Origin of the sequence: Bacillus sp. FSL W8-0629, from assembly GCF_038593225.1 — a bacterium.
GTDB lineage: Bacteria > Bacillota > Bacilli > Bacillales > Bacillaceae > Bacillus > Bacillus altitudinis.
Map to the genome: position 1 here is coordinate 480,123 of NZ_CP151975.1, position 19,501 is coordinate 499,623.

At 42.9% G+C, this 19,501-nt stretch carries 24 protein-coding genes; 14 read left to right on the plus strand and 10 right to left on the minus strand.

What is annotated here, in order from left to right; all coding sequences use genetic code 11:
* Positions 1–12: 12 nt before the first annotated feature.
* The 3 genes from NSQ17_RS02325 to NSQ17_RS02335 are packed head-to-tail and all read right to left on the minus strand — an operon-like array spanning position 13 to position 2,294.
* Positions 13–879, minus strand: coding sequence for an RnfABCDGE type electron transport complex subunit D (locus NSQ17_RS02325; protein WP_259254012.1), 867 nt, complete (start codon positions 877–879; stop codon positions 13–15).
* Positions 837–1,817 (minus strand): FAD:protein FMN transferase, encoded by a 981-nt coding sequence (locus NSQ17_RS02330; protein ID WP_342467811.1) that lies wholly within the window; start codon positions 1,815–1,817, stop codon positions 837–839. The genes NSQ17_RS02325 and NSQ17_RS02330 overlap by 43 nt, the downstream gene beginning before the upstream one ends.
* A 12-nt stretch (positions 1,818–1,829) precedes the next feature.
* Complete coding sequence (locus NSQ17_RS02335) at positions 1,830–2,294, minus strand: FMN-binding protein (RefSeq protein WP_144679592.1); 465 nt, start codon at positions 2,292–2,294, stop codon at positions 1,830–1,832.
* A gap of 350 nt (positions 2,295–2,644) precedes the next feature.
* Here NSQ17_RS02335 and NSQ17_RS02340 point away from each other — a divergent pair, with 350 nt between their 5' ends.
* The gene (locus NSQ17_RS02340) at positions 2,645–3,037 is read left to right on the plus strand and encodes a RidA family protein (protein WP_007498112.1); all 393 of its coding nucleotides are present in this window, start codon (positions 2,645–2,647) and stop codon (positions 3,035–3,037) included.
* A gap of 43 nt (positions 3,038–3,080) precedes the next feature.
* Here the strand turns inward: NSQ17_RS02340 and NSQ17_RS02345 are convergent, their stop codons facing one another.
* Genes NSQ17_RS02345 through NSQ17_RS02355 form a run of 3 tightly spaced genes read right to left on the minus strand, consistent with a single transcriptional unit; the run spans position 3,081 to position 4,051 of the window.
* Positions 3,081–3,323, minus strand: coding sequence for a DUF2651 family protein (locus tag NSQ17_RS02345; RefSeq protein WP_327878062.1), 243 nt, complete (start codon positions 3,321–3,323; stop codon positions 3,081–3,083).
* Positions 3,324–3,354: 31 nt separating this feature from the next.
* On the minus strand, positions 3,355–3,648 hold the full coding sequence (locus NSQ17_RS02350; RefSeq protein ID WP_017358499.1) for a DUF5316 family protein: 294 nt from the start codon (positions 3,646–3,648) through the stop codon (positions 3,355–3,357).
* Between the two features lie 25 nt (positions 3,649–3,673).
* The gene (locus NSQ17_RS02355; RefSeq protein ID WP_058336799.1) at positions 3,674–4,051 is read right to left on the minus strand and encodes a VOC family protein; all 378 of its coding nucleotides are present in this window, start codon (positions 4,049–4,051) and stop codon (positions 3,674–3,676) included.
* Between the two features lie 185 nt (positions 4,052–4,236).
* On the opposite strand from NSQ17_RS02355, the gene NSQ17_RS02360 reads away from it, so the two are divergent.
* The 8 genes from NSQ17_RS02360 to NSQ17_RS02395 all read left to right on the plus strand — a co-directional run bounded on the left by NSQ17_RS02360 (position 4,237) and on the right by NSQ17_RS02395 (position 10,910).
* Entirely contained in the window at positions 4,237–4,503 is a 267-nt protein-coding gene (locus NSQ17_RS02360) for an excalibur calcium-binding domain-containing protein (protein ID WP_080673874.1), read from the plus strand.
* 127 nt (positions 4,504–4,630) lie between these two features.
* Complete coding sequence (locus tag NSQ17_RS02365) at positions 4,631–5,386, plus strand: Cof-type HAD-IIB family hydrolase (protein WP_008347194.1); 756 nt, start codon at positions 4,631–4,633, stop codon at positions 5,384–5,386.
* 172 nt (positions 5,387–5,558) lie between these two features.
* A complete protein-coding gene (locus NSQ17_RS02370) occupies positions 5,559–6,317 on the plus strand; it encodes a 5-oxoprolinase subunit PxpA (RefSeq protein WP_007498099.1) in 759 nt (252 codons plus the stop codon).
* 24 nt (positions 6,318–6,341) lie between these two features.
* Positions 6,342–7,559 (plus strand): NRAMP family divalent metal transporter, encoded by a 1,218-nt coding sequence (locus NSQ17_RS02375; RefSeq protein WP_144668144.1) that lies wholly within the window; start codon positions 6,342–6,344, stop codon positions 7,557–7,559.
* A 4-nt stretch (positions 7,560–7,563) separates the two neighbouring features.
* Positions 7,564–8,355, plus strand: a complete 792-nt coding sequence (locus NSQ17_RS02380) for a putative hydro-lyase (protein WP_144679586.1) — start codon at positions 7,564–7,566, stop codon at positions 8,353–8,355.
* 19 nt (positions 8,356–8,374) lie between these two features.
* Complete coding sequence (gene pxpB, locus NSQ17_RS02385) at positions 8,375–9,121, plus strand: 5-oxoprolinase subunit PxpB (RefSeq protein ID WP_327878061.1); 747 nt, start codon at positions 8,375–8,377, stop codon at positions 9,119–9,121.
* Positions 9,118–10,122: a biotin-dependent carboxyltransferase family protein gene (locus NSQ17_RS02390; RefSeq protein WP_342467812.1), complete on the plus strand. Its 1,005-nt coding sequence runs from the start codon at positions 9,118–9,120 to the stop codon at positions 10,120–10,122. Before pxpB ends, NSQ17_RS02390 begins: the two co-directional genes overlap by 4 nt.
* Before the next feature lie 14 nt (positions 10,123–10,136).
* Positions 10,137–10,910 (plus strand): IclR family transcriptional regulator, encoded by a 774-nt coding sequence (locus NSQ17_RS02395; protein ID WP_135010107.1) that lies wholly within the window; start codon positions 10,137–10,139, stop codon positions 10,908–10,910.
* Between the two features lie 34 nt (positions 10,911–10,944).
* On the opposite strand, the gene NSQ17_RS02400 is transcribed toward NSQ17_RS02395, so the two are convergent.
* Positions 10,945–11,580: an FMN-dependent NADH-azoreductase gene (locus NSQ17_RS02400; protein WP_024720223.1), complete on the minus strand. Its 636-nt coding sequence runs from the start codon at positions 11,578–11,580 to the stop codon at positions 10,945–10,947.
* A gap of 414 nt (positions 11,581–11,994) precedes the next feature.
* On the opposite strand from NSQ17_RS02400, the gene NSQ17_RS02405 reads away from it, so the two are divergent.
* From NSQ17_RS02405 to NSQ17_RS02415, 3 genes are all read left to right on the plus strand, one after another.
* A complete protein-coding gene (locus NSQ17_RS02405; RefSeq protein WP_058336793.1) occupies positions 11,995–12,627 on the plus strand; it encodes a GDSL-type esterase/lipase family protein in 633 nt (210 codons plus the stop codon).
* An 87-nt stretch (positions 12,628–12,714) separates the two neighbouring features.
* Positions 12,715–13,797: a C45 family peptidase gene (locus NSQ17_RS02410; RefSeq protein WP_024720224.1), complete on the plus strand. Its 1,083-nt coding sequence runs from the start codon at positions 12,715–12,717 to the stop codon at positions 13,795–13,797.
* 121 nt (positions 13,798–13,918) lie between these two features.
* A complete protein-coding gene (locus NSQ17_RS02415; protein ID WP_342467813.1) occupies positions 13,919–16,006 on the plus strand; it encodes a BglG family transcription antiterminator in 2,088 nt (695 codons plus the stop codon).
* Positions 16,007–16,021: 15 nt separating this feature from the next.
* On the opposite strand, the gene NSQ17_RS02420 is transcribed toward NSQ17_RS02415, so the two are convergent.
* Positions 16,022–16,633, minus strand: a complete 612-nt coding sequence (locus NSQ17_RS02420) for a class I SAM-dependent methyltransferase (protein WP_045035030.1) — start codon at positions 16,631–16,633, stop codon at positions 16,022–16,024.
* Between the two features lie 155 nt (positions 16,634–16,788).
* Here NSQ17_RS02420 and NSQ17_RS02425 point away from each other — a divergent pair, with 155 nt between their 5' ends.
* Both NSQ17_RS02425 and NSQ17_RS02430 read left to right on the plus strand, forming a co-directional pair.
* The gene (locus tag NSQ17_RS02425) at positions 16,789–17,658 is read left to right on the plus strand and encodes an SDR family oxidoreductase (RefSeq protein WP_024720227.1); all 870 of its coding nucleotides are present in this window, start codon (positions 16,789–16,791) and stop codon (positions 17,656–17,658) included.
* 292 nt (positions 17,659–17,950) lie between these two features.
* Positions 17,951–18,373 carry a pyridoxamine 5'-phosphate oxidase family protein gene (locus NSQ17_RS02430; protein WP_008347166.1) on the plus strand — a complete coding sequence of 141 codons (423 nt, stop codon included), beginning with the start codon at positions 17,951–17,953 and terminating at the stop codon, positions 18,371–18,373.
* A 593-nt stretch (positions 18,374–18,966) separates the two neighbouring features.
* On the opposite strand, the gene NSQ17_RS02435 is transcribed toward NSQ17_RS02430, so the two are convergent.
* Both NSQ17_RS02435 and NSQ17_RS02440 read right to left on the minus strand, forming a co-directional pair.
* Positions 18,967–19,149 carry a hypothetical protein gene (locus NSQ17_RS02435; protein WP_008347162.1) on the minus strand — a complete coding sequence of 61 codons (183 nt, stop codon included), beginning with the start codon at positions 19,147–19,149 and terminating at the stop codon, positions 18,967–18,969.
* 13 nt (positions 19,150–19,162) lie between these two features.
* On the minus strand, positions 19,163–19,381 hold the full coding sequence (locus NSQ17_RS02440; RefSeq protein ID WP_082708258.1) for a hypothetical protein: 219 nt from the start codon (positions 19,379–19,381) through the stop codon (positions 19,163–19,165).
* Positions 19,382–19,501 lie beyond the last annotated feature (120 nt).

Genomic DNA, 19,501 nt, shown 5'->3' on the forward strand with positions numbered 1-19,501 from the left:
CCGTTTTTTTATTTAGACAACTTTCGTCCTTATTGCCCGTCGCTTTTGATTTGTTTGGTACGTTCGATAGGCTTTCCAAGCATTGGCACATAAAAGCCCTGTGAGTAAGTAAGATAGGCTGTTAAATAAATAGAAGTCCACACACGAAACGACAGCACACAGGATACCAAAGATGATTTGATCACGATTCTTTGCTGGTGAAGTAGGTGGATCAGTCAACATAAAGAACGCAAGAAACAAGACAGCATTCAAGTAGGGCGTAATAAAAGCAGATGAAGCATCCGTTAAGCCAATGAATCCCAATATGAGGTGGATCAGGCCGTATGCTGCTAGAAAGGCGAAAACTTGCGGGAATTTTTGTACGCGGCTGGTCACCAAATAACCGCCGACCACCACAAGGAATAGGGTCCACCAAGGTAGAAGAGACATACCGCCCCACCAGCTTTGATTGGAAGAAAATAAAATGACTGAGAGCCATAAACCAAATGCGGCTGGATTCAAAATTGGTTTCTTTTGATAAGTGATGACATGCTTAGATAAAATGGCTGCTGCGGCTGTGAAAACAGAAACAGCAAAAGAAGTAGCTGGACTTAGAACAATGCCAATAATCAGCCCTGTGAGCAGAGCTCCATCAGGGAATGTGTGTTTATTGTTTTTCCAAATCACTCTTGAGATGAAAGAGTCAAGAATTAGTGCTGTCCCGATGCTGGTAGCAACTGTAGCGAGACCACTAAGAAAACCAGCGTGCAGACTCCCGGCGGATAAAAGGACCAAAAGAATGGCGATGACATACCGTTTCGGTGTCCGAATGTAGGCTTTTAGTGAGGGTGATGGTTTCAAAAATGTTTGGTTTGTGATAGGTGCTGGTTGTGATTCCATGAGTGAACCTCCTTCATCTCCGGTGTTACGATCATATCAGCGGTTTGATCTACCATCACGGCAGGTATTTCATGTTCGGCTAAAAATGAATAACCCTCTTCTCGACCTAATAAAAAAGCAGCTGTGGATAGACTATCGGCGAGCATACCGAGTGGTGCAATGACGGTACAGCTTAACAAACTTTGTTCAGACTGTTTCGTTTGAGGGTGTATCAAATGGTGCGTATGAGGATCATAACGACTGATCCGTTCATAGCTTCCAGATGTACAAATCGCACAATTGGTGGTTTGAATGACCGAGATGTTGGTCTGTTTGTGGATGGGATGCCGAATCCCAATTGTCCACTCTTCTTGTTGTTCGTTAAATCCAGATACCAACACATCCCCACCAGCATTCATCATAAAGCCTTCCCATGCTTCAAGTTCTTTTGCGGCAAGATCGCACGCAAATCCCTTTGCAATAGAACCGAAATCCAAAATCAGCGGTTTGTTCAAATAAATCGTCCGATTCGTCTCGTTTAACTGGACGTCACGGTAATGAACAGCTGTATGTGGAACGTCATGTGATGAAAAAGTTTGTCCTGTCGTATATAAACGATCGAATCCTTTTTGTTCCATGATTTTTCCGATGGTTGGATCATACTTGCCATTTGTTAACTCGGCTAACTCTAGCGCATAGGCTGTTAAATCGAAAAGCATTTCACTGACTAATACCTCTTGCTTTGAACGATTGGCTAACTTCATGACTTCAGAATCAGAGCGGAAACGGCTAAAACGATGCTCGATATCGTAAAAAATGGAAAAGGCACGGTTGATGTCTTCTAAAACAGCCCGTCGATCTTCTTCATAGGCAACCACTTGAATATTGATAACAGTTCCCATAGCCAGCATGGATTTTTGAAAAGTAATGAGTTTTTGTTGTCCTAACCATTTCATCATGGTGTCTCCTCTCTATGCCTTTGCCTGCTCTAAAGCCTGAGCAACGGCTGTTTCAAAATCCTGAGTACTTAATGTTGCGCCACTCACCGTATCTACATCAGCACTTTGTCTGATGACCACTTCATTGGGTAATGATGAAATGGAGCTTTGTCCGTATCTAGTGTTATCACTCGTAATCTCGACAGAAGTGATATTTCCTTGTTTGATGGTAACAGATACACTAATAGAGCCAATCTCATTTGATCCAGTACCAGAGAAAGTACCATCCGTGAGTTCAGTTTCTGAAGTGGTATCTTCTGTTTGAGCGGCGGTAGTATCTGATGTGAGAGATGTATGATTTGAAGAAGCGTCTGTTTGTGTATTTGATTGTGCTGTCTGAACGGCTTGCGCGTGATGGGTAGTTGCATAACCAGTGATGTATAAGCTGCTGATAGCTGCGGTGCAAAGACTAATCATTTTCTTATTTATTTTTGCCATGATGTATCCTACCTCCTATTACGATCTACTATATAGAAGAAATTTGAACAAACCATGAACAAGAAAAGAACGATTTTAGATAATAGGCAATAAGAATCAAGATATTGCACGTTATCGTTTATCATTTATTTTTGACTGTGGTTCATTTATCAGGTAGGATGAAATGAATCTAAACCTTGCTCACGCAATCAAAAAGGAGTGTTTCGTCCATGAAAAAGAAAATATTGATGTTCTTACCTTGTGGCTACGGATACTCCACTGCTGTTTTCTTTTAGGATAGACAAAAATTGGTGAAGTCTGTCTACAGGAAGAAAAACACGCAGAAAAATCATAGTGAGTGAGGGATTTACATGGAGAAAATTACGAGAAAAAATCCAGAAAGTATGCCGAAACCCGTTGGCAACTACAGTCATATCACAAGGGTGCCAAAGGGTGCGGGGTTATTTGTGACATCAGGTCAAGTAGGGACAGGAGCGGATGGACAGATCCCATCAAGCTTAAACGACCAAGTCACCAATACGTTTGAAAATATAAAGAGAATCCTTGCATCAGAAGGGTTGAATGAAGAACACGTCATCAAAGTCAATATTTGGGCAACAGAAGAAATTGATTGGGATCATCTATACCCACAGTGGGATGCAATCTTCAAAACGGCATATCCATCAATGACCGTTGCCTATGTGACTGCATTAGGGTGGCCAGAGCTGAAAATCGAAATAGAGCTATGGTGTGCCGATATTTAATCAAAAAAAGAACAGTGTAAACTGTTCTTTTTTTGATGAGTATTTATGAAACAACTTGGAATCGCTTTGTAATGAACGCACCGAGAAATGCACAGGCTGTGTAGATGATGACCCAAATGAGAAAAGATTCATTTCCACCAATAGAGGTGAACATCAGAATCACACTCGCAACCAGCACAATCAATGTAGGAAACCAAATGTTCTTTAAAAACAATGTGCCGAAAATACCAATCAGCAAAGAGATCATAGGTAAACCAAATACAACGAATAAGACAAAAACAGCCATGTTAATTACTCCTTTGAACCAAATCAACTATTTACATAAAAACATACAACAGTGCTGCACCCATATGCGGAAGGGCAAAGATGATGAAAAGAAAAGCCGTATCAAGACGAAACATCCGGTGTTCTTTTGTTTCAGAGTGATAGGCCGCTCGTGCCTCTTCCCCGTTGGTCCATGCACCCATAAGAAATCCAGATGCAACGAACGCAATAATAGAGATTCCACCACTGACGAATCCAATCCATTCATGGTGCTGTAATATGAGCGCCGCACTGCAAATCAACAGCATGGAGCAAACACCAGCAAAAAAAGCATGTTTCTTTCTCATTATGCTTCACTCCTTCAGACAGCTATTAGGAGACCGCATCACATATTTCAATGAAATGTCCATCAGGATCAGACACATAACTGACCGTTTGTCCCCACGGCTTCTTGGCAGGTTCCTTGATGACAGGTACTCCTTTTTCCTTCAAGGATGCAATTGTTTCATTCACATCATCCACAACAAAGCCAATCTCAAACGTTTGTGACGAGCTAACTGCCTCTGGAACAGGCAGACCAAGTGACTCTTTCACATCTTGGCGTGAATTAATCGATAAGGTCACTTCTCCTGTATCAAACTCAACATAGGATTCAACTCTTAATTTAATCGGGAAACCGAGGATATGATGGTAGAACTGAATACTTGCTTCAACATCGTTTACATATAGAATGGTATATTTCATTTTCATGTGGAAAGCTCCTCTCTTCATATACGTGTCAAAACCGGAAAGGTTTCCCACTCATTTTACCACATAGGCAATAAGATTCATTTAATTCCAAAAAAACCAATATTCCTACCTCGTTCGTCTTGAAAAACAAAATGTGGTGACATATGATAAAAATGTAAAATGAGAAAAAATAGGGGGGAACTTACATGTTGAAAAAAATCATGGTGGCTGTCATATCTTTCGGTCTTTTACTTAGCTTTACACAAGTTGACACTCACACAGCGGATGCAAAGACAGTCAAGTACAAAAACTGCAAAGCACTCAACAAAGTGTATAAAGGCGGCGTGGCAAAAAGCAAAAATACGAAAAACAAAGGTGGAAAAACGAAGTACAAGCCTTATGTATCAAAAGCACTCTACTTAAAAAATACACACCTTGACCGTGATAAAGACGGCATCGCATGTGAACGTTAAGAAGAAGAAAAAAGACCTGTCACAAGGTCTTTTTTCTTTGGGATCAAACTCGTCCCTTTGTGCCATCTTCATCTTTATATTAAAATAAAGATAGATTCAAAAAATGATACAAAGTGGGGTACTCAATTTGTCAACACAAGCTGATAAGAAAGACATCCGATTGATTGCCATTGATATGGATGGCACGCTGTTAAACAGTGAGCACGTCATTCCTGAGGAAAATAAACAAGCCATTAAAGAAGCAGAAGCCAAAGGGGTCCATGTGGTGATTAGCACAGGACGTACGCTGATGACATGCCGAGAGCTGGTCGAGCCGCTGAAACTCTCTTCTTATCTTGTCACAGCGAACGGAAGTGAAATTTGGGATTCAAACTTCCAGTTGATCGAACGGGAACTGCTGCATCCTGATCACGTTCAGATGATGTGGGATCTAAAAAACAGATACGAAACCGATTACTGGGCATCTACTGTGGATAAGGTGTGGAGAGGAGAATTCCCTGAACGCATTCATGACCACGAATGGTTGAAATTTGGTTTTGATATTCATGACGATGCTGTTCGTGAGGAAGTCCTCCATACATTGAAAACAAATGGACAGCTAGAAATCACGAATTCCAGTCCAACCAATATCGAAGTCAATGCAGCAGGCATTAACAAAGCGGCAGCTCTTGCAAAAGTAGCAGAACGCATTGGCTGCACAATGGACAACGTCATGTCACTTGGCGACAGTCTGAATGATATGGCGATGATTCAAGAAGCCGGATTAGGCATTGCAATGGGCAATGCACAAGAAGTTGTGAAAGAAGCGGCTGATTGGATTACAGCTCCTAATACAGAGCACGGGGTAGCAAAAGCCATCCAACATTGGGTGCTGTCTAAATAAACGAGTAGAAAAAGTGAGAGGACATGACCTCTCACTTTTTTGTTTTCTACTAGTTCTATTGTTATATTTTCTGACAATTTCATGTGCAGTCTATCCAAAGTTGGTATAATCAATATAAATTCGAATATTCGGACTTTCTATTCCGCAATTCGGAACGACAAGGAGGGGTCCTATGTATCAAGTGGATATTAACTGTGATTTGGGAGAAAGTTTTGGTCAATACACCATCGGTTCAGATGAACAAATTCTTGAATATGTTACCTCAGCCAATATTGCATGCGGTTTTCATGCGGGAGATCCAACTGTGATGAGAAAGACGGTTAAAATGGCACTGGATAAAGGGGTCCAAATTGGTGCACATCCAGGTCTGCAAGATTTAGTCGGTTTTGGCAGACGTCCAATCGCTATCTCAGCAGAGGAAGCCTATGATCTTGTGATCTATCAAATTGGTGCACTATCAGCCTTTCTGAAAGCAGAAGGCGGCATGATGCAGCATGTCAAACCACATGGTGCCCTTTACAACATGGCGGCTAAAAATACTGAATTATCTGAATCAATTGCAAAGGCTGTGTATGATATTGATCCTAACCTTGTGTTATTTGCGCTGTCAGGCAGTGAACTTGCGTCAGCAGGGGAAAGAATCGGTCTTCAAGTGGCACATGAAGTTTTTTCTGATCGGACGTATCAACCAGACGGGACACTGACATCACGCCGTGAACCTCATGCACTTATTGAAGAGGATGAAAGGGCAGTTCAGCAGGTCATCCGTATGGTAAGAGAGGGGAAAGTCCGGACAGTGCAAGGGGAAGATGTTCAGCTCAAAGCAGATACGGTGTGCATCCACGGGGATGGCAGTCACGCGCTTCAATTTGCAAAAACCATTACAGCGAAGCTAAAAGAAGCCACTATTCAACTCAAGGCCTTTCGATAAATCGTCATCAAAGGGGGAAACAGCATGAAAAGAGAGAAAGCCAAACACATGAAAGTTCAAAAAGGGAACCGTTCTATGCTGATGGGCGCAGCCTTTTTAATGGCAACGTCCGCCATTGGACCGGGATTTTTAACACAAACAACGGTGTTCACACAGCAGCTCGCAGCTAGCTTTGGGTTTGTCATTTTGATTTCCATTTTGCTAGACATTTTTGCGCAAACAAATGTATGGCGTATCATTGCCGTCTCGGAAAAAAGAGGACAGGACATTGCCAATATGGTTCTGCCGGGGCTCGGATATGTGTTAGCCTGTTTGATTGTCATTGGGGGTCTTGCCTTTAATATTGGAAATATCGCTGGTGCGGGTCTCGGTTTTCAGGTCATATTCGGCGTCGATCCCCGCATAGGGGCTGGGGTCAGTGCAGTCATTGCCATTCTCATTTTTGTCATCAAAGAGGCAGGAAAAGCGATGGACCGATTCACACAAATCGCTGGTTTTGTCATGATTGGTCTGATGCTGTATGTGGCTATTTCCACAGCACCGCCAGTTGGAGAAGCGGTCATGAGAACTTTCGTGCCAGAGAAAATTGACATGTTATCGATTGTCACACTTGTCGGCGGGACAGTTGGTGGCTATATCGTTTTTGCTGGTGGTCATCGTCTGCTGGATGCTGGCATTAAGGGGAAGGAAGCATTGCCGCAAGTGACGAAAAGTTCCATTTTCGGTATTTTGATCACATCCGTAATGCGTGTGGCTTTATTTTTAGCCGTTCTAGGAGTTGTCTCAAAAGGCTTACAGATTGATCCGTCGAACCCGCCTGCGTCTGTTTTTCAATTAGCATCTGGAAATGTTGGATATAAAATGTTCGGGATTATTATGTGGGCTGCTGCCATTACCTCAGTCATTGGAGCGGCATACACCTCCGTTTCCTTCTTTAAAACCTTCTCACCAAAAATCGAGAAAAATCAACGAGGCATTATCGTTGGATTCATTGCGCTCTCGACCATTTGTTTTATAACGATTGGAAGACCTGTGAACATATTGATTTTGGTTGGGGCCATCAATGCATTGATCTTGCCGCTTGCACTCGGAACATTGCTGATTGCTGCCTATAAAAAAGAAATTGTCGGTGATTATCGCCATCCATTCTTTTTGACCGCAACAGGTGCGTTTGTTGTTGTCATCATGGCAATCATGGGCGGATATACCATCATGAATGAAATTCCAAAACTATGGAGCTGATCACATGAAAGCATATCAAACCTATAAGCCGTCACAAATAAGGGAATTGATTCGTAAGCAGAAGATCACAGGACCAACGGCTGGCTTTGCTGAGGGATTTGCGCAAGCCAACTTAATGATCGTCAAAAAAGAGCTGGCCTTCGATTTTCTTTTATTTTGTCAGCGGAATCCGGCTTCGTGTCCTTTGCTTGATGTGCTCGACCCAGGTGATCCAGTGCCAAGGCGTTCAGCACCTGATGCCGATATTCGAACGGATTTCCCTAAATACCGTGTTTACAAAAAAGGGGTTCTTCAAGAAGAGATAACAGATATTTCTTCCTATTGGGAGGATGATATGGTGGGCTTTCTCATCGGATGTAGCTTTACGTTTGAGCATGCACTCATGCTGAATGACATTCCTGTCCGCCATATTGAAAATGGACATAATGTCCCAATGTATCAAACGAACATTTCATGTGAAAGGGCAGGTGTATTCCATGGTCCGATGGTTGTCAGCATGAGGCCGATCCCAGCGCATCAAGTCACAAGAAGTGTTCAGGTGACGTCTAGATTCCCATCGGTACATGGCGGTCCTATCCATATAGGTGATCCAGCTGTGATTGGCATAGAACATGTAGATCAACCAGACTTTGGAGAGCCATCTGTGATCAAAGAAGGGGAAGTTCCGGTGTTTTGGGCATGTGGTGTGACGCCGCAAGCCATCGTCATGCACACTAAGCCAGACATTGCGATCACCCATGCACCCGGTCATATGTTTATCACAGATGTAAGAGATCAAAAGCTCGGTGTCCTGTAGAAAGAGAGGTGTCATAAGAGTGACATTTTCAACGATAAAAGATACGATCACGTTCCACCCGCTAGGAGACGCAGCCATTGTCATCCAAGCCGGGACTGATATAAGTGAAGACATTCATGAGCGTGTGAAGCAGCTGTTTTCGTGTATTGAACAGCATCCATTTGAAGGATATGTGGAAGCTGTTCAAGCTTTTACAAACGTGACCGTCTTTTATGAGCCCTATAAGGTGTATCAATCTGCTCAGCTTAAGCAACGTGCGATCTCTCCGTATGAATGGGTCAAAGACTATATTGAAAACCTCCTTGAAGACAACTGGCACGAGGGGAATCAGGCAAAGCGCCGGATCGTCGACATTCCTGTATGTTATGGAGGAGAGCTCGGTCCTGACTTAGAAGAAGTCGCCCGTATCAATGATTTGACGCCTGAAGAAGTTGTACGCATTCACACCTCCGGGACGTATCTTGTCTATATGATTGGGTTTGCTCCTGGGTTCCCGTTTTTAGGCGGACTTTCTGAAAAAATTGCAGCTCCGCGCAGACAAACACCAAGAATGTCGATTCCAAAAGGATCTGTGGGTATTGCAGGGAAGCAGACAGGGGTTTATCCGATATCTACACCCGGAGGCTGGCAGCTCATTGGACAAACCCCTTTGTCCTTATTTCGACCGAATGCTGAGAGACCTAGTCTACTAAAGGCAGGGGACGAGGTTCGATTTGTTCAACTGTCTGAAAAGGAATTTTTCAGCATGAAGGAGGAAGATCGTTGAGTATGCATGTCATCAAGCCAGGAATGTTCACCACCATTCAAGATAAAGGGAGAATAGGCTATCAGAAGTACGGTGTGTTAACGAGCGGCGGCATGGACCCGCTCTCTCTCCGAATCGCCAATATCCTCACCGGGAATCAAGAAAACGAAGCGGTGCTGGAAATCACTTTAATGGGGCCCGGCCCAGTGTTGACATGTCAGAAGGATCAGCTGATTGCCTTGACCGGTGCTGATGTGGAGATTGAGATTGACGGGGAACAAGCGCCTCTATGGAAACCACTCTTCATTCGAGCAGGAAGCACGATCACCTTTGGCCCTTGTAAGAGGGGATGCCGCTCCTACCTCGCTGTAGCCGGTGGATTTGATGTTGAGCCGGTGATGAAAAGTAAAAGTACGTACGTCAGAGCGAAGATAGGCGGGATAGAAGGGCGTCCGCTAGAAAAAGGAGATGTCCTGCCAATTGGAGAACCGTCACCACTGGCGGAGCGCCTCGTTCACATGTTAAAAAGCAAAGGGGAACGTGCGCCAGACTGGACAGTCAATCATGCGCATTTTTTGCCTCTCGGGAAATCACCAGTCATTCGGGTGCTTGCAGGCAGACATTTATCTCATTTTCAGGAAGAATCGCAGCAAGCTTTTTTCGAGCGGTCTTATCAGGTCACTCCCCAATCTGATCGTATGGGATGCAGATTGAAAGGGGAACCGATTCGTTTAAAGCAAAAACTTGAATTGATTTCAGAAGCGGTTGCTTTTGGCTCTATTCAAATTCCTCCTGACGGCCAGCCGATTATTCTACTCGCAGATCGTCAAACGACAGGTGGATATCCCCGAATTGGTGAGGTGGCAACAGTCGATTTGCCGCTCATTGCGCAGGCGATGCCTGGAGCGAATCTCACGTTTCAACAAATTGGCCGCCAAGAAGCAGAGCAAGCCGTATTCACACAAGAAGCGGAGATGAAGGACCTGACGGCAAGATTAAAACTCGAAGCATTTTCATTTTAGAAAAGGTGAGGAACATGCAGAACACAAATAAAACCGTTGTGAAATCAATGGAGATATTACGGCTTTTTATCACACACGAACAATTAACGTTAAATGACATGATTGAGCTCTCGAGCATGCCTAAAACATCTGTACACCGAATGGCCAACTCGTTAGCCGATATGGGGTTATTAGAAAAGCATCCTTCAGGTGTTTACCGATTAGGATTGATGTTCCTTGAATACGGTCAGCTTGTCGCAGACCGCCTTGATATCCGTAGAATTGCAAGGCCCTTTATGGAAAACTTGCGTGATGAGGTAGGTGAGGCTGTTCAGCTCATTATTCGTGAAGGAGATGAAGCCATTTATGTGGAGAAAATGGAAGGAACGCAGCCTGTCCGGCTCTATACCGCTGTCGGAAGAAGATCTCCATTATATGCGGGAGCTTGTGCGAGAAGTATTCTTTCCTTTTTGCCAGAGGAAGAGAGACTTTCCTATATTGATTCGGTAGAGCTCGGGAAAATCGGGATCGGAACTATTACCGATAAAGATGTCCTGCGAAACATGATCGAAGAATCAAACAGGCGTGGATATACGTTAAGCTATTCAGAGCTTGAAAACTATACTGCGGCTATTGGAGCGCCCATTTTCAATCATCACGGAGAAGTGGCAGCAGGCATTAGTATTGCAGGGTTTGAGGCCGGCTATCAAAAGGAACGGCTTCCTTATTTAATTGAGCAGGTCAAAAAAGCGGCCAGCGGCATTTCAAAAGAATTAGGTTTTGCAACTGAACAAATAAAAAGCCAATGATCGTTAAGATCATTGGCTTTTTGCGTGTTCATGATTAGAAAGTTTTACCTAAAGCTTTTGCACGTTCGATCGCATCTGCTTTAATTTGTTCTGCTTTTGCAGGCTCAGCATTGTGACCTTCAACAATAAGACCTTCGAAAGAAGGAATACCGAAGAAGTTTGCAATTGTTCCAAGGTAACGGTGACCTGCTTCTAGTTCAGCAGCAGGACCTTCAGTGTAGTATCCGCCACGTGCTTGGATGTGTAGCGCTTTTTTGTCTGTTAGTAATCCAACAGGACCTTGTTCAGTGTATTTGAATGTTTTACCAGCTACAGCAACAGAGTCGATGTATGCTTTAAGAACTGGTGGGAATGAGAAGTTCCAAAGTGGTGAAACAAATACGTATTTGTCAGCAGAAACGAATTGATCGCTTAATTCGTTTAGGCGAGCAACTTTCGCTTGCTCTTCAGCTGAAAGTGTATCGAAGCCAGCACCAGATTGAAGCTTGCCCCATCCAGCGAATACATCTGCATCAATGTGAGGAATGTTTTCTTTGTACAAATCGATATGTACAACCTCGTCACTTGGATTTGCTTCCTTATAAGATTCGATAAATGCTTTAGCAGTAGCCATACTGTAAGAAACTGTTTCATCATGCGGATGTGCAGTGATGTATAAAACTTTTGCCATGTTCATTCAATCCTTCCTGTTTCAATGATTTTTTTAGTGTATCCCAAAGATACACTGAATATGTGGCATCTTTAATCATATTGGAATGATATGAAAAAGATGTAACAAGCACAGTTACATAAAAACTGATATTTTCATTGTAATCACTATATAGTTTGAAGTCAAGGTATAAAGTCTTGAAATCAAGATAAAAAGTTTGTAAATTTTTCTGAAACGCTTCAAGTCCGCGATTTAAGCAAAAAAACCCTACTCCCATTGAACAAAAAATGGATCGATATCGCAAGTAAAGTGTTTGTAAATGCGCTCATCCTGCGTTTTTGAAAAAAAGGTGGATGCCTTTAAGCCATCTGCTACAAGCATTTCTTCTTCTTTTTCGTATATATAAGAGAAGGCAGGAGAGAGTGAGGGATAAGAGTGGGACGATCCTATGTTGCGATTGGAGATTCCTTAACGGTTGGGGTGGGGGCACGTTTATTTGGCGGCGGTTTTACGGAGCGATATGCGGCGAGGCTTGAAAAGAAGCTGCATATACCGGTGAAACTGTCCGTATTTGCGAAATCAGGGTTAACAACGGAAGAAATCTTGCAGCTTTTTCAGCGGTCTGATGTAAGACGGGCGATTGCTCATGCTGACATCATCACCATCACAGGCTGCGGGAATGATCTTGTTCAAGCTGTTCTGCAGTATGAAAAAGGTGAAGATGAAAAGAAACTGCTGCAAGCGTCTATGCATTGTCAGGCGAATTTTAGCAAAATGGTTCAAGAAATTGCCCTGATAAAAAGAGGACAGCATCAACCATACTGCGTATATTTATTGAATTTATATAATCCTTTTCCTGAGATTCCGATCGCCGAGAGATGGCTGAAGCAATACAACCATCACCTTCGCCAGCTTGCTACGAATCCACATGTAGAAGTGGTGGATATATACGGTGTATTTGAAGGTCATCAAAGCGCATACTTATCGATTGATCAATTTCATCCGAACCACAAAGGATATGAAGCAATGGCAGAAGCGCTGTTTCAACAATCCGCTAAGCAACTGTGATCCCGCGGGATTACAGTTTTTTTCATTCTTTTAAATGAAGGGCTGTTTCGATATGATAAAAGAAACAAAGACAAAAGAGGTGTATGCATGCAGGAGATGAGTGCGTATTTTCATGAATTGAAAGGAACAGCTTATGAGGTAGGAAAGCAGCAGGCTATTTGGCTGAAGGAACGCCCTTTGCTTAAGAAACAATACATTCAATCAGAACCGTTATCAAAAGAGGCTGTGAAGGAAACAAAGCAGCTGATTCGCCCATTTCTTCCTCAGTTAGAAGAAGAGCTCTCGGGATTTTGTGATGAAATGCAAATAGATGAAAGCGATTTGACCTTTTTCTATTCTTCGCATCTTCAGCCAGGCTGTTCCCATTGTGTGATGCAGGGGAATGAGGCTGCCAATCAACAGACGGTGATGCTTCGCAACTATGATTTTTCTCCGCTGTTTGATGATATGCGTCTTGTATCTACACATGTGAAGGGCTCAGCAGTCCATACAGGCTCATCATTAATCTTATTTGGTCGATCGGATGGGATGAATGAGCATGGTCTATCGGTAACATTTTCTGCATGCGGTCCGCCTGTTGGCAACGAACCAGGCTTAAAGCCGCCGGCTGTTGCTGGCTTGCAAGTATATCATGTCATTCGTGCTGTGCTAGAGTCCTGTAAAACGGTGGAGGATGCCGTCCGTTTGGTACAGGAAATGCCCGTCGCGTCAAATGTTCACCTCATGCTTGCTGACCGGAAGGGAGAGGCGGCTGTGATTGAAATGATTGATGGGCAAAAAAAGGTGAGAAGGCCGGAGCGTGGATTTATTGCGGCTACGAACCATCCGCTCGCTGATCACACGGCAAAAGGGTTGACGAAACATCATTCTGTTGTCAGGTACGACATGTTAATTCAAGCTTTAGAAGAACAGCCGTCAAGCGAGTCTCTTACGGAACTATTTCAGACAGAATACCCTGCTGGTCTGACTGTGCACAATTATGAAGAGCTGTTTGGGACGATGCGAACCGTCATGTTTCGGCCGGAGGAAGGGACGATGGAGTATTGCTTTGGCTCTCCCGTCTATAATCCTACCTATTCATTAAAGGTCGGGGGCACACTGCCATTTCATGAACAAACGATTCAATTTCATCAAAAGGATTATGGACCTTCCTTTTGGAGAAACGTGTGAGTCTTTCATTTTGTCACAGCCTGTGTGCCAAATTTAGATCAACTTCAGGTTGCATCGATCAGTGAAAGCGTTTTATATTAAAGTGTGACAATAGACCTATTTAAGCAGAAGGAGGCATTTCATGTACATAACGGCACGAGAACAGAAAGTGATCAAATATATGATTCAGCAAAATCGTTATGTCACCATTCGTGAGATCGCCGATTCTGTTCAGGTAAGTACAAGAACCATTCATAGAGAACTTAAATCCATTAAACCTATTTTAAAGAATTACAACCTATCACTTGATAAACAGCCGGGGAAGGGCTTGAAGGCGGTCGGTGAACAGGAAGACAAACAGCGGCTTCTGTCTCATATCTCAAATGAAGATCAAATTGAATATAGTTCTGATGAACGGAAGCTCTTAATCCTGTGTGCCCTGCTTGAAGCAAAAGAACCGGTGAAATTATATACACTTGCAGCCGACTTGCAGGTCACAAATGCGACCATCAGCTACGACTTAGATGAACTGACGGACTGGATCGCTCCTTACGGTTTACTGCTTATCCGCAAGCGTGGGTACGGCATTGAATTAAAAGGACCGGAGGAAGCCAAACGAAAAATTGTCGGGAACCTGATCGTTGACCGTCTCGACATTCAATTATTTCTCGAAACGATTGAGATGAATATTAAACATCGAACGAAAGCGACTGAAAAGGTGTTTGGGGTAGTCAGTCGAGGACAGCTGCTCAAGGTAGAAAGGCTGCTCTTTCATTTGAAAAACAGACTCTCTCTCTCATTGTCAGATAGTGCCTATATTGCACTTGTCGTTCACTTAACCTATGCCATTGAACGCATTCAAATCGGTGAAACCATTCGGATGGAAGAGGAAGAATTGCTTGAATTAAAGCGGACGAAGGAATTTGAATCTTCACTCAGAATCGCGCGAGCATTAGAACGCATGTTTAATGTAGAGATTCCTGAAGCTGAAGTTGGATACATGACCATCCATTTGCGCAGTGCAAATCGAAGCTTTACGGCAGAATACCGCATTGATGAGATTGAGTTAGATATCGCGCTGAGAACGAAGAAACTCATTGATTTTATTTCTCATAAAACAGGCTATCATTTAAATGAAAACGATTCATTGTATGAGGGACTCGTGTCTCATCTTGAACCAGCTATGAACCGATTAAAAGAAAAGATGCGTATTTACAATCCGCTCACACAACAAATAAAAAAAGACTACTTCTTGCTGTTCATGGCGATTGAAGAAGGTGTGGAGCGCTTCTTTCCTGAGATCGAATTTCCAGAGGATGAAATTGCCTTTATCGTGCTTCATTTTGGTTCGGTGCTTGAAATTAAAAAAGAAGAAACCAAGATTCATGCATTGGTCGTTTGCTCAAGCGGTATCGGTTCGTCAAAAATGCTCGCATCACGATTGAAAAAAGAATTGCCTGAAATCGCCAAATTTGATCTATCTTCCTTAATGGAGCTAAAGGAAATCGACGCTGCAAGCTATGACATGATTGTATCAACCGTGCCGATCCCCTATGAGCATATTGATTACATTATGGTCAGCCCGCTCTTAAACGAGGATGACGCGGTGCGGGTCAAGTCTCATATTAAACGAAAAATTCCTTATCTGATTGAGAAAAAAAGAGCGCAGGAATCTGCAAAAGAATCGGTGGAGGAAACGGTTGATATGATAGGAATGGCAGAGCAAATCACGAATTATATGTCAGTGATTCGCAGCATCTTGTCCCATTTTACAATCGAAAAAAAGAAGACGACAGAGCAGCATGAGTCAACAATGAGAGAGCTGATGCGTCAGGTTGAAAGTCAAGGCTATTTAGAACGTGCAGACGAAGTGGCAGCCGGTTTGCTTGAGCGTGAGCAGCAAGGTGGTTTAGGCATTCCAGGAACCGAGTTTGCTCTTTTTCACTTAAAGCATGATCTCATTAAGAAACCGGTCTTTCATATCTATGATCTTGATGAGGCATACGAGATCAAAAGCATGGATGGCGGGCAGCAGCTCATGTCCAGAATGCTCCTCATGCTGGCGCCGCTAGAGCTTGGCAAAGAAGGGTCTGAAATGTTTAGCCTGATCAGTTCATCCATCATTGAAAGCGAAGAAAGCATGGCACTTTATGGACAAGGAACAAAGGAAGAGATTGAACAGAAATTACATCAACTTTTTTATCAATTTGTCAAAGAGGCAAAATGGTAAAAAAAAGCCGAGAGCTTATTCGCTTCTCGGCTTTTTTGCTGTGACACAGACAGCGAGGGTGGGACGAATCTCCTCATATTCAACAGAAAACTGATCAAATCCAGCAAATTCTAAATCATTGAGGATGCTTTCGCCCATTTCTTTTGTCCGATTGGCGTCCGCTCCTTTTTCTCTTGGTTGCATCACAATGACGAGTGTTCCGCCCGGCTTCAAGGTGTGATAAAGGTTGAGTGCGCCAGCCTTTGGGTCATCCCAAATCGTATAATTGTTAACAGAAAGTACTTTGTCATACTGATCCGCCGGCAGGCGCGTTTTTTCAATTTTCCCGACATACAGCCGGACCTGCTTCTCTTTGGATCGTTTCTTTATACGCGAATGCGCCTGTTCCTTCATAGTTGAAGAAGCATCTAGTCCATCAATGTGAAGATCGTCAAAATGCTTGAGCATATGTTTGATGCTATAGCCGGGGCCATAGCCTATTTCCAATATGTTTTCACCATCTGATAAATCTAAATGCTGGATCGCCCATTGATTCAGTGCCTTATTTTCATTTGCCATAATAAAACCTGCGATGCTTCCGAGCCAGCCTTTTGGTCTGCTAAAGGTTTTAGAAATGGTTGACAGCATGTGAGAACGCTCCTTTTTTGTGTTTATGTAACCGATTTTTCCCATCCTGAAACCTGTCAGTTTTCAAAACGCATCGATGACGCATAGGGATGTTTGAGTGAAAAAATGAAGTGGTAATGAAAGGATACATCAACAAATCAAGGAGGAGCTTACACATGGATTTACGTGAATACTTAACAAATGGCATTCCGCGCCAAACGCAGGATCAGCAGCCAGGCAGTGAAAGAGAAATGAATCCTGCCCCGATCTATGAGGATGAATCGTATAAAGGGTCTGGTAAGCTAAAAGGTAAGGTAGCGCTGATTACAGGTGGAGACAGCGGAATTGGACGTGCCGTTTCTGTTGCGTATGCCAAAGAAGGAGCTCATGTCGCGATCGTATACTTAAATGAACATGAGGATGCAGAGGATACGCAAAAACGTGTAGAACAGGAAGGCGTCAAATGTTTAACAATTGCAGGGGATGTCGGGGACGAAGCCTTTTGTGAGAAAGCGGTAGAAAAGACAGTTGAAGCCTTTGGACAGCTGGACATCTTAGTCAATAATGCGGCCGAACAGCATCCGAAAGAACGTATTCAAGATATTTCTAGTGAACAGCTTCACCAAACCTTTAGAACCAATTTCTATTCCTATTTTTATTTTACGAAGAAGGCACTCGATTACTTAAAACCGGGAAGTTCCATTATTAATACAACATCTATTAACCCGTATCGAGGCAACAAAGTGCTCATTGATTATACAGCGACAAAAGGGGCCATCAACGGCTTTACTCGTTCTATGGCACAGTCGCTTGTGAAAGATGGAATTCGGGTAAACGGTGTAGCACCCGGTCCAATTTGGACGCCGCTCATCCCATCTACATTTGATGAAGACAGTGTCGAAAGCTTTGGGGCCGAGACGCCAATGGGAAGACCAGGACAGCCTGTGGAGCATGTAGGCTGCTATGTACTGCTTGCTTCGGACGAATCGTCTTATATGACGGGACAGACACTTCATGTCAACGGCGGTTCCTTTATGAATACATGATCAATAGCACGCCGCCCAGATTTAATTGGGCGGTGTGTTTAGTATTTCTTCCGATTCTTCTGTACAGATGAGACAGACCATATGATAATGCCCACAACAACCGCTGCAATAACAAGTGAACTCAAATGGAACATCGTTTCATGATGCATATTCAACTTCCCCTTTCAATTATCCGTTTTTTATAGCATCAGCTAGAAGATGTCTTTTTATGAAAAGCACATTTCTTTGTTTAATGAATGGATTGTCGTGGAAACCTAAGAGTACGGATAACATTTTGAAGGAGTGAAGATACATGTCACAAGAAGAGTTAAAACAAAAGGTAATGAATTTATTAGACGAACAAAAAGTCGGAACATTGGCGACTGTTGAACAAGATAAGCCGCATACCCGCTATATGACTTTTTTTCATGAAGGGTTGACATTATATACACCAACAAGCAAAGAAACACATAAAGCGGATGAGATTGAAAAAAATCCGAATGTTCATATTCTCATTGGTTATTCAGGTGAAGGATTTGGGGACACATATGCAGAAATCGCAGGTAAAGCCACATTAACTGATGATCCAGAACTGATCGACCGCCTTTGGTCAGATGAGATGGAGAAATGGTTTAAAGGAAAAGATGATCCAAACCTAGTGATCCTTAAGATTGACCCAACCTCCATTCGTTATATGAACGAAGGAAACCGGACACCAGCAGAATTATCACTTTAACACTTGCGTAAGTTGGGGGAACGTGTTATAGTTTTATATTAAGTGTTGAAATAGCAAATAAATAAAGAAAGTAAACTTTCTTTTTTCTATGACATAATGAGAAGCAATAGAGCTTCTACTTGATAAGAACGAGACGCTGTCAAAGCGAACAAACTTATTCTTTTCCTTCTGCAACCGCCCCCTATAAAAGCGGAAGAATGGAAAAAAGACGTTTTGATTTACAATTCACACTGGCACGGCTTCGGAGCCGTAAGGACGAATGAGAGGTAGGGCTTTCGTTGTCTTGTTATCCAGAACTTCCATGGCGTTTACTTTCAAACGTAGGTTCACTCGGAACACATATGACACACTGATATGATCGAATCTTAATTCATACACTCCGTGACGGAGATTAAACATTGATTATTTATTTGCATGAAAAGAGTAAGAAACGGGCTGCCATCTATTTGGCAGCCTTTTTACGTTTTAAACAATAAAATAGGAAAAAGGAAGATAAAAGCGGACACCGTCCGCATGATATCTCCTTCAAAAAGATCCGCCGCCAACAATAGAACAACGAACACTCATCGACAGAAAGAGGAAATGCTTCATCATTACTCACTTCGCCCTTTCTTCTGATACCTCCAAATCCGGCCAATAAAAAAGAACATCACCGTAAACAAAATAGAGAAGATCAACATGTCCAGCAGTGTCACGCCTCTATCTGGATGCACAACCCCAAACCAAACCCATTGAAGAACAAAAGAGATAGCAAAATAAAAGATGGATTCTTTCATGAAATTCTCCTTTTTACTTGTTTTTTTGACTGTTTAGCCACACCAACCAGATGAAGAAGGAACAAATGGCGCATGCGAGCAAAGTAACAGGCGGCAAGGTGTACCAGCTAGTCAGCCCCTTTACAAAGCACATATAAAAAAAGAAAATGGTAATAGATACGAGCACCCCTTGCTTGAACCAACGGGGAACACGCAGCCAAGCCGCTAGAATGATCGATGATAGCTTATCCATTGAGATAACATCCTTTTTTGAATCTGATTGGATTTTATCGTAAATAATCAAATATGTAAAATATGGATTTAGAAAGTTGGAATGGTATTCTTCTAGCATGAAACATTCTCGCTGCACTGA

What these genes read in the sequence shown, in the direction of transcription:
- NSQ17_RS02325 (WP_259254012.1), bottom strand. Translation starts at nt 879, where the DNA reads ATGGAATCACAACCAGCACCTATCACAAACCAAACATTTTTGAAACCA.
- NSQ17_RS02330 (WP_342467811.1), bottom strand. Translation starts at nt 1,817, where the DNA reads ATGATGAAATGGTTAGGACAACAAAAACTCATTACTTTTCAAAAATCC.
- NSQ17_RS02335 (WP_144679592.1), bottom strand. Translation starts at nt 2,294, where the DNA reads ATGGCAAAAATAAATAAGAAAATGATTAGTCTTTGCACCGCAGCTATC.
- NSQ17_RS02340 (WP_007498112.1), top strand. Translation starts at nt 2,645, where the DNA reads ATGGAGAAAATTACGAGAAAAAATCCAGAAAGTATGCCGAAACCCGTT.
- NSQ17_RS02345 (WP_327878062.1), bottom strand. Translation starts at nt 3,323, where the DNA reads ATGGCTGTTTTTGTCTTATTCGTTGTATTTGGTTTACCTATGATCTCT.
- NSQ17_RS02350 (WP_017358499.1), bottom strand. Translation starts at nt 3,648, where the DNA reads ATGAGAAAGAAACATGCTTTTTTTGCTGGTGTTTGCTCCATGCTGTTG.
- NSQ17_RS02355 (WP_058336799.1), bottom strand. Translation starts at nt 4,051, where the DNA reads ATGAAAATGAAATATACCATTCTATATGTAAACGATGTTGAAGCAAGT.
- NSQ17_RS02360 (WP_080673874.1), top strand. Translation starts at nt 4,237, where the DNA reads ATGTTGAAAAAAATCATGGTGGCTGTCATATCTTTCGGTCTTTTACTT.
- NSQ17_RS02370 (WP_007498099.1), top strand. Translation starts at nt 5,559, where the DNA reads ATGTATCAAGTGGATATTAACTGTGATTTGGGAGAAAGTTTTGGTCAA.
- NSQ17_RS02375 (WP_144668144.1), top strand. Translation starts at nt 6,342, where the DNA reads ATGAAAAGAGAGAAAGCCAAACACATGAAAGTTCAAAAAGGGAACCGT.
- NSQ17_RS02380 (WP_144679586.1), top strand. Translation starts at nt 7,564, where the DNA reads ATGAAAGCATATCAAACCTATAAGCCGTCACAAATAAGGGAATTGATT.
- NSQ17_RS02395 (WP_135010107.1), top strand. Translation starts at nt 10,137, where the DNA reads ATGCAGAACACAAATAAAACCGTTGTGAAATCAATGGAGATATTACGG.
- NSQ17_RS02400 (WP_024720223.1), bottom strand. Translation starts at nt 11,580, where the DNA reads ATGGCAAAAGTTTTATACATCACTGCACATCCGCATGATGAAACAGTT.
- NSQ17_RS02410 (WP_024720224.1), top strand. Translation starts at nt 12,715, where the DNA reads ATGCAGGAGATGAGTGCGTATTTTCATGAATTGAAAGGAACAGCTTAT.
- NSQ17_RS02415 (WP_342467813.1), top strand. Translation starts at nt 13,919, where the DNA reads ATGTACATAACGGCACGAGAACAGAAAGTGATCAAATATATGATTCAG.
- NSQ17_RS02420 (WP_045035030.1), bottom strand. Translation starts at nt 16,633, where the DNA reads ATGCTGTCAACCATTTCTAAAACCTTTAGCAGACCAAAAGGCTGGCTC.
- NSQ17_RS02425 (WP_024720227.1), top strand. Translation starts at nt 16,789, where the DNA reads ATGGATTTACGTGAATACTTAACAAATGGCATTCCGCGCCAAACGCAG.
- NSQ17_RS02430 (WP_008347166.1), top strand. Translation starts at nt 17,951, where the DNA reads ATGTCACAAGAAGAGTTAAAACAAAAGGTAATGAATTTATTAGACGAA.
- NSQ17_RS02435 (WP_008347162.1), bottom strand. Translation starts at nt 19,149, where the DNA reads ATGAAAGAATCCATCTTTTATTTTGCTATCTCTTTTGTTCTTCAATGG.
- NSQ17_RS02440 (WP_082708258.1), bottom strand. Translation starts at nt 19,381, where the DNA reads ATGGATAAGCTATCATCGATCATTCTAGCGGCTTGGCTGCGTGTTCCC.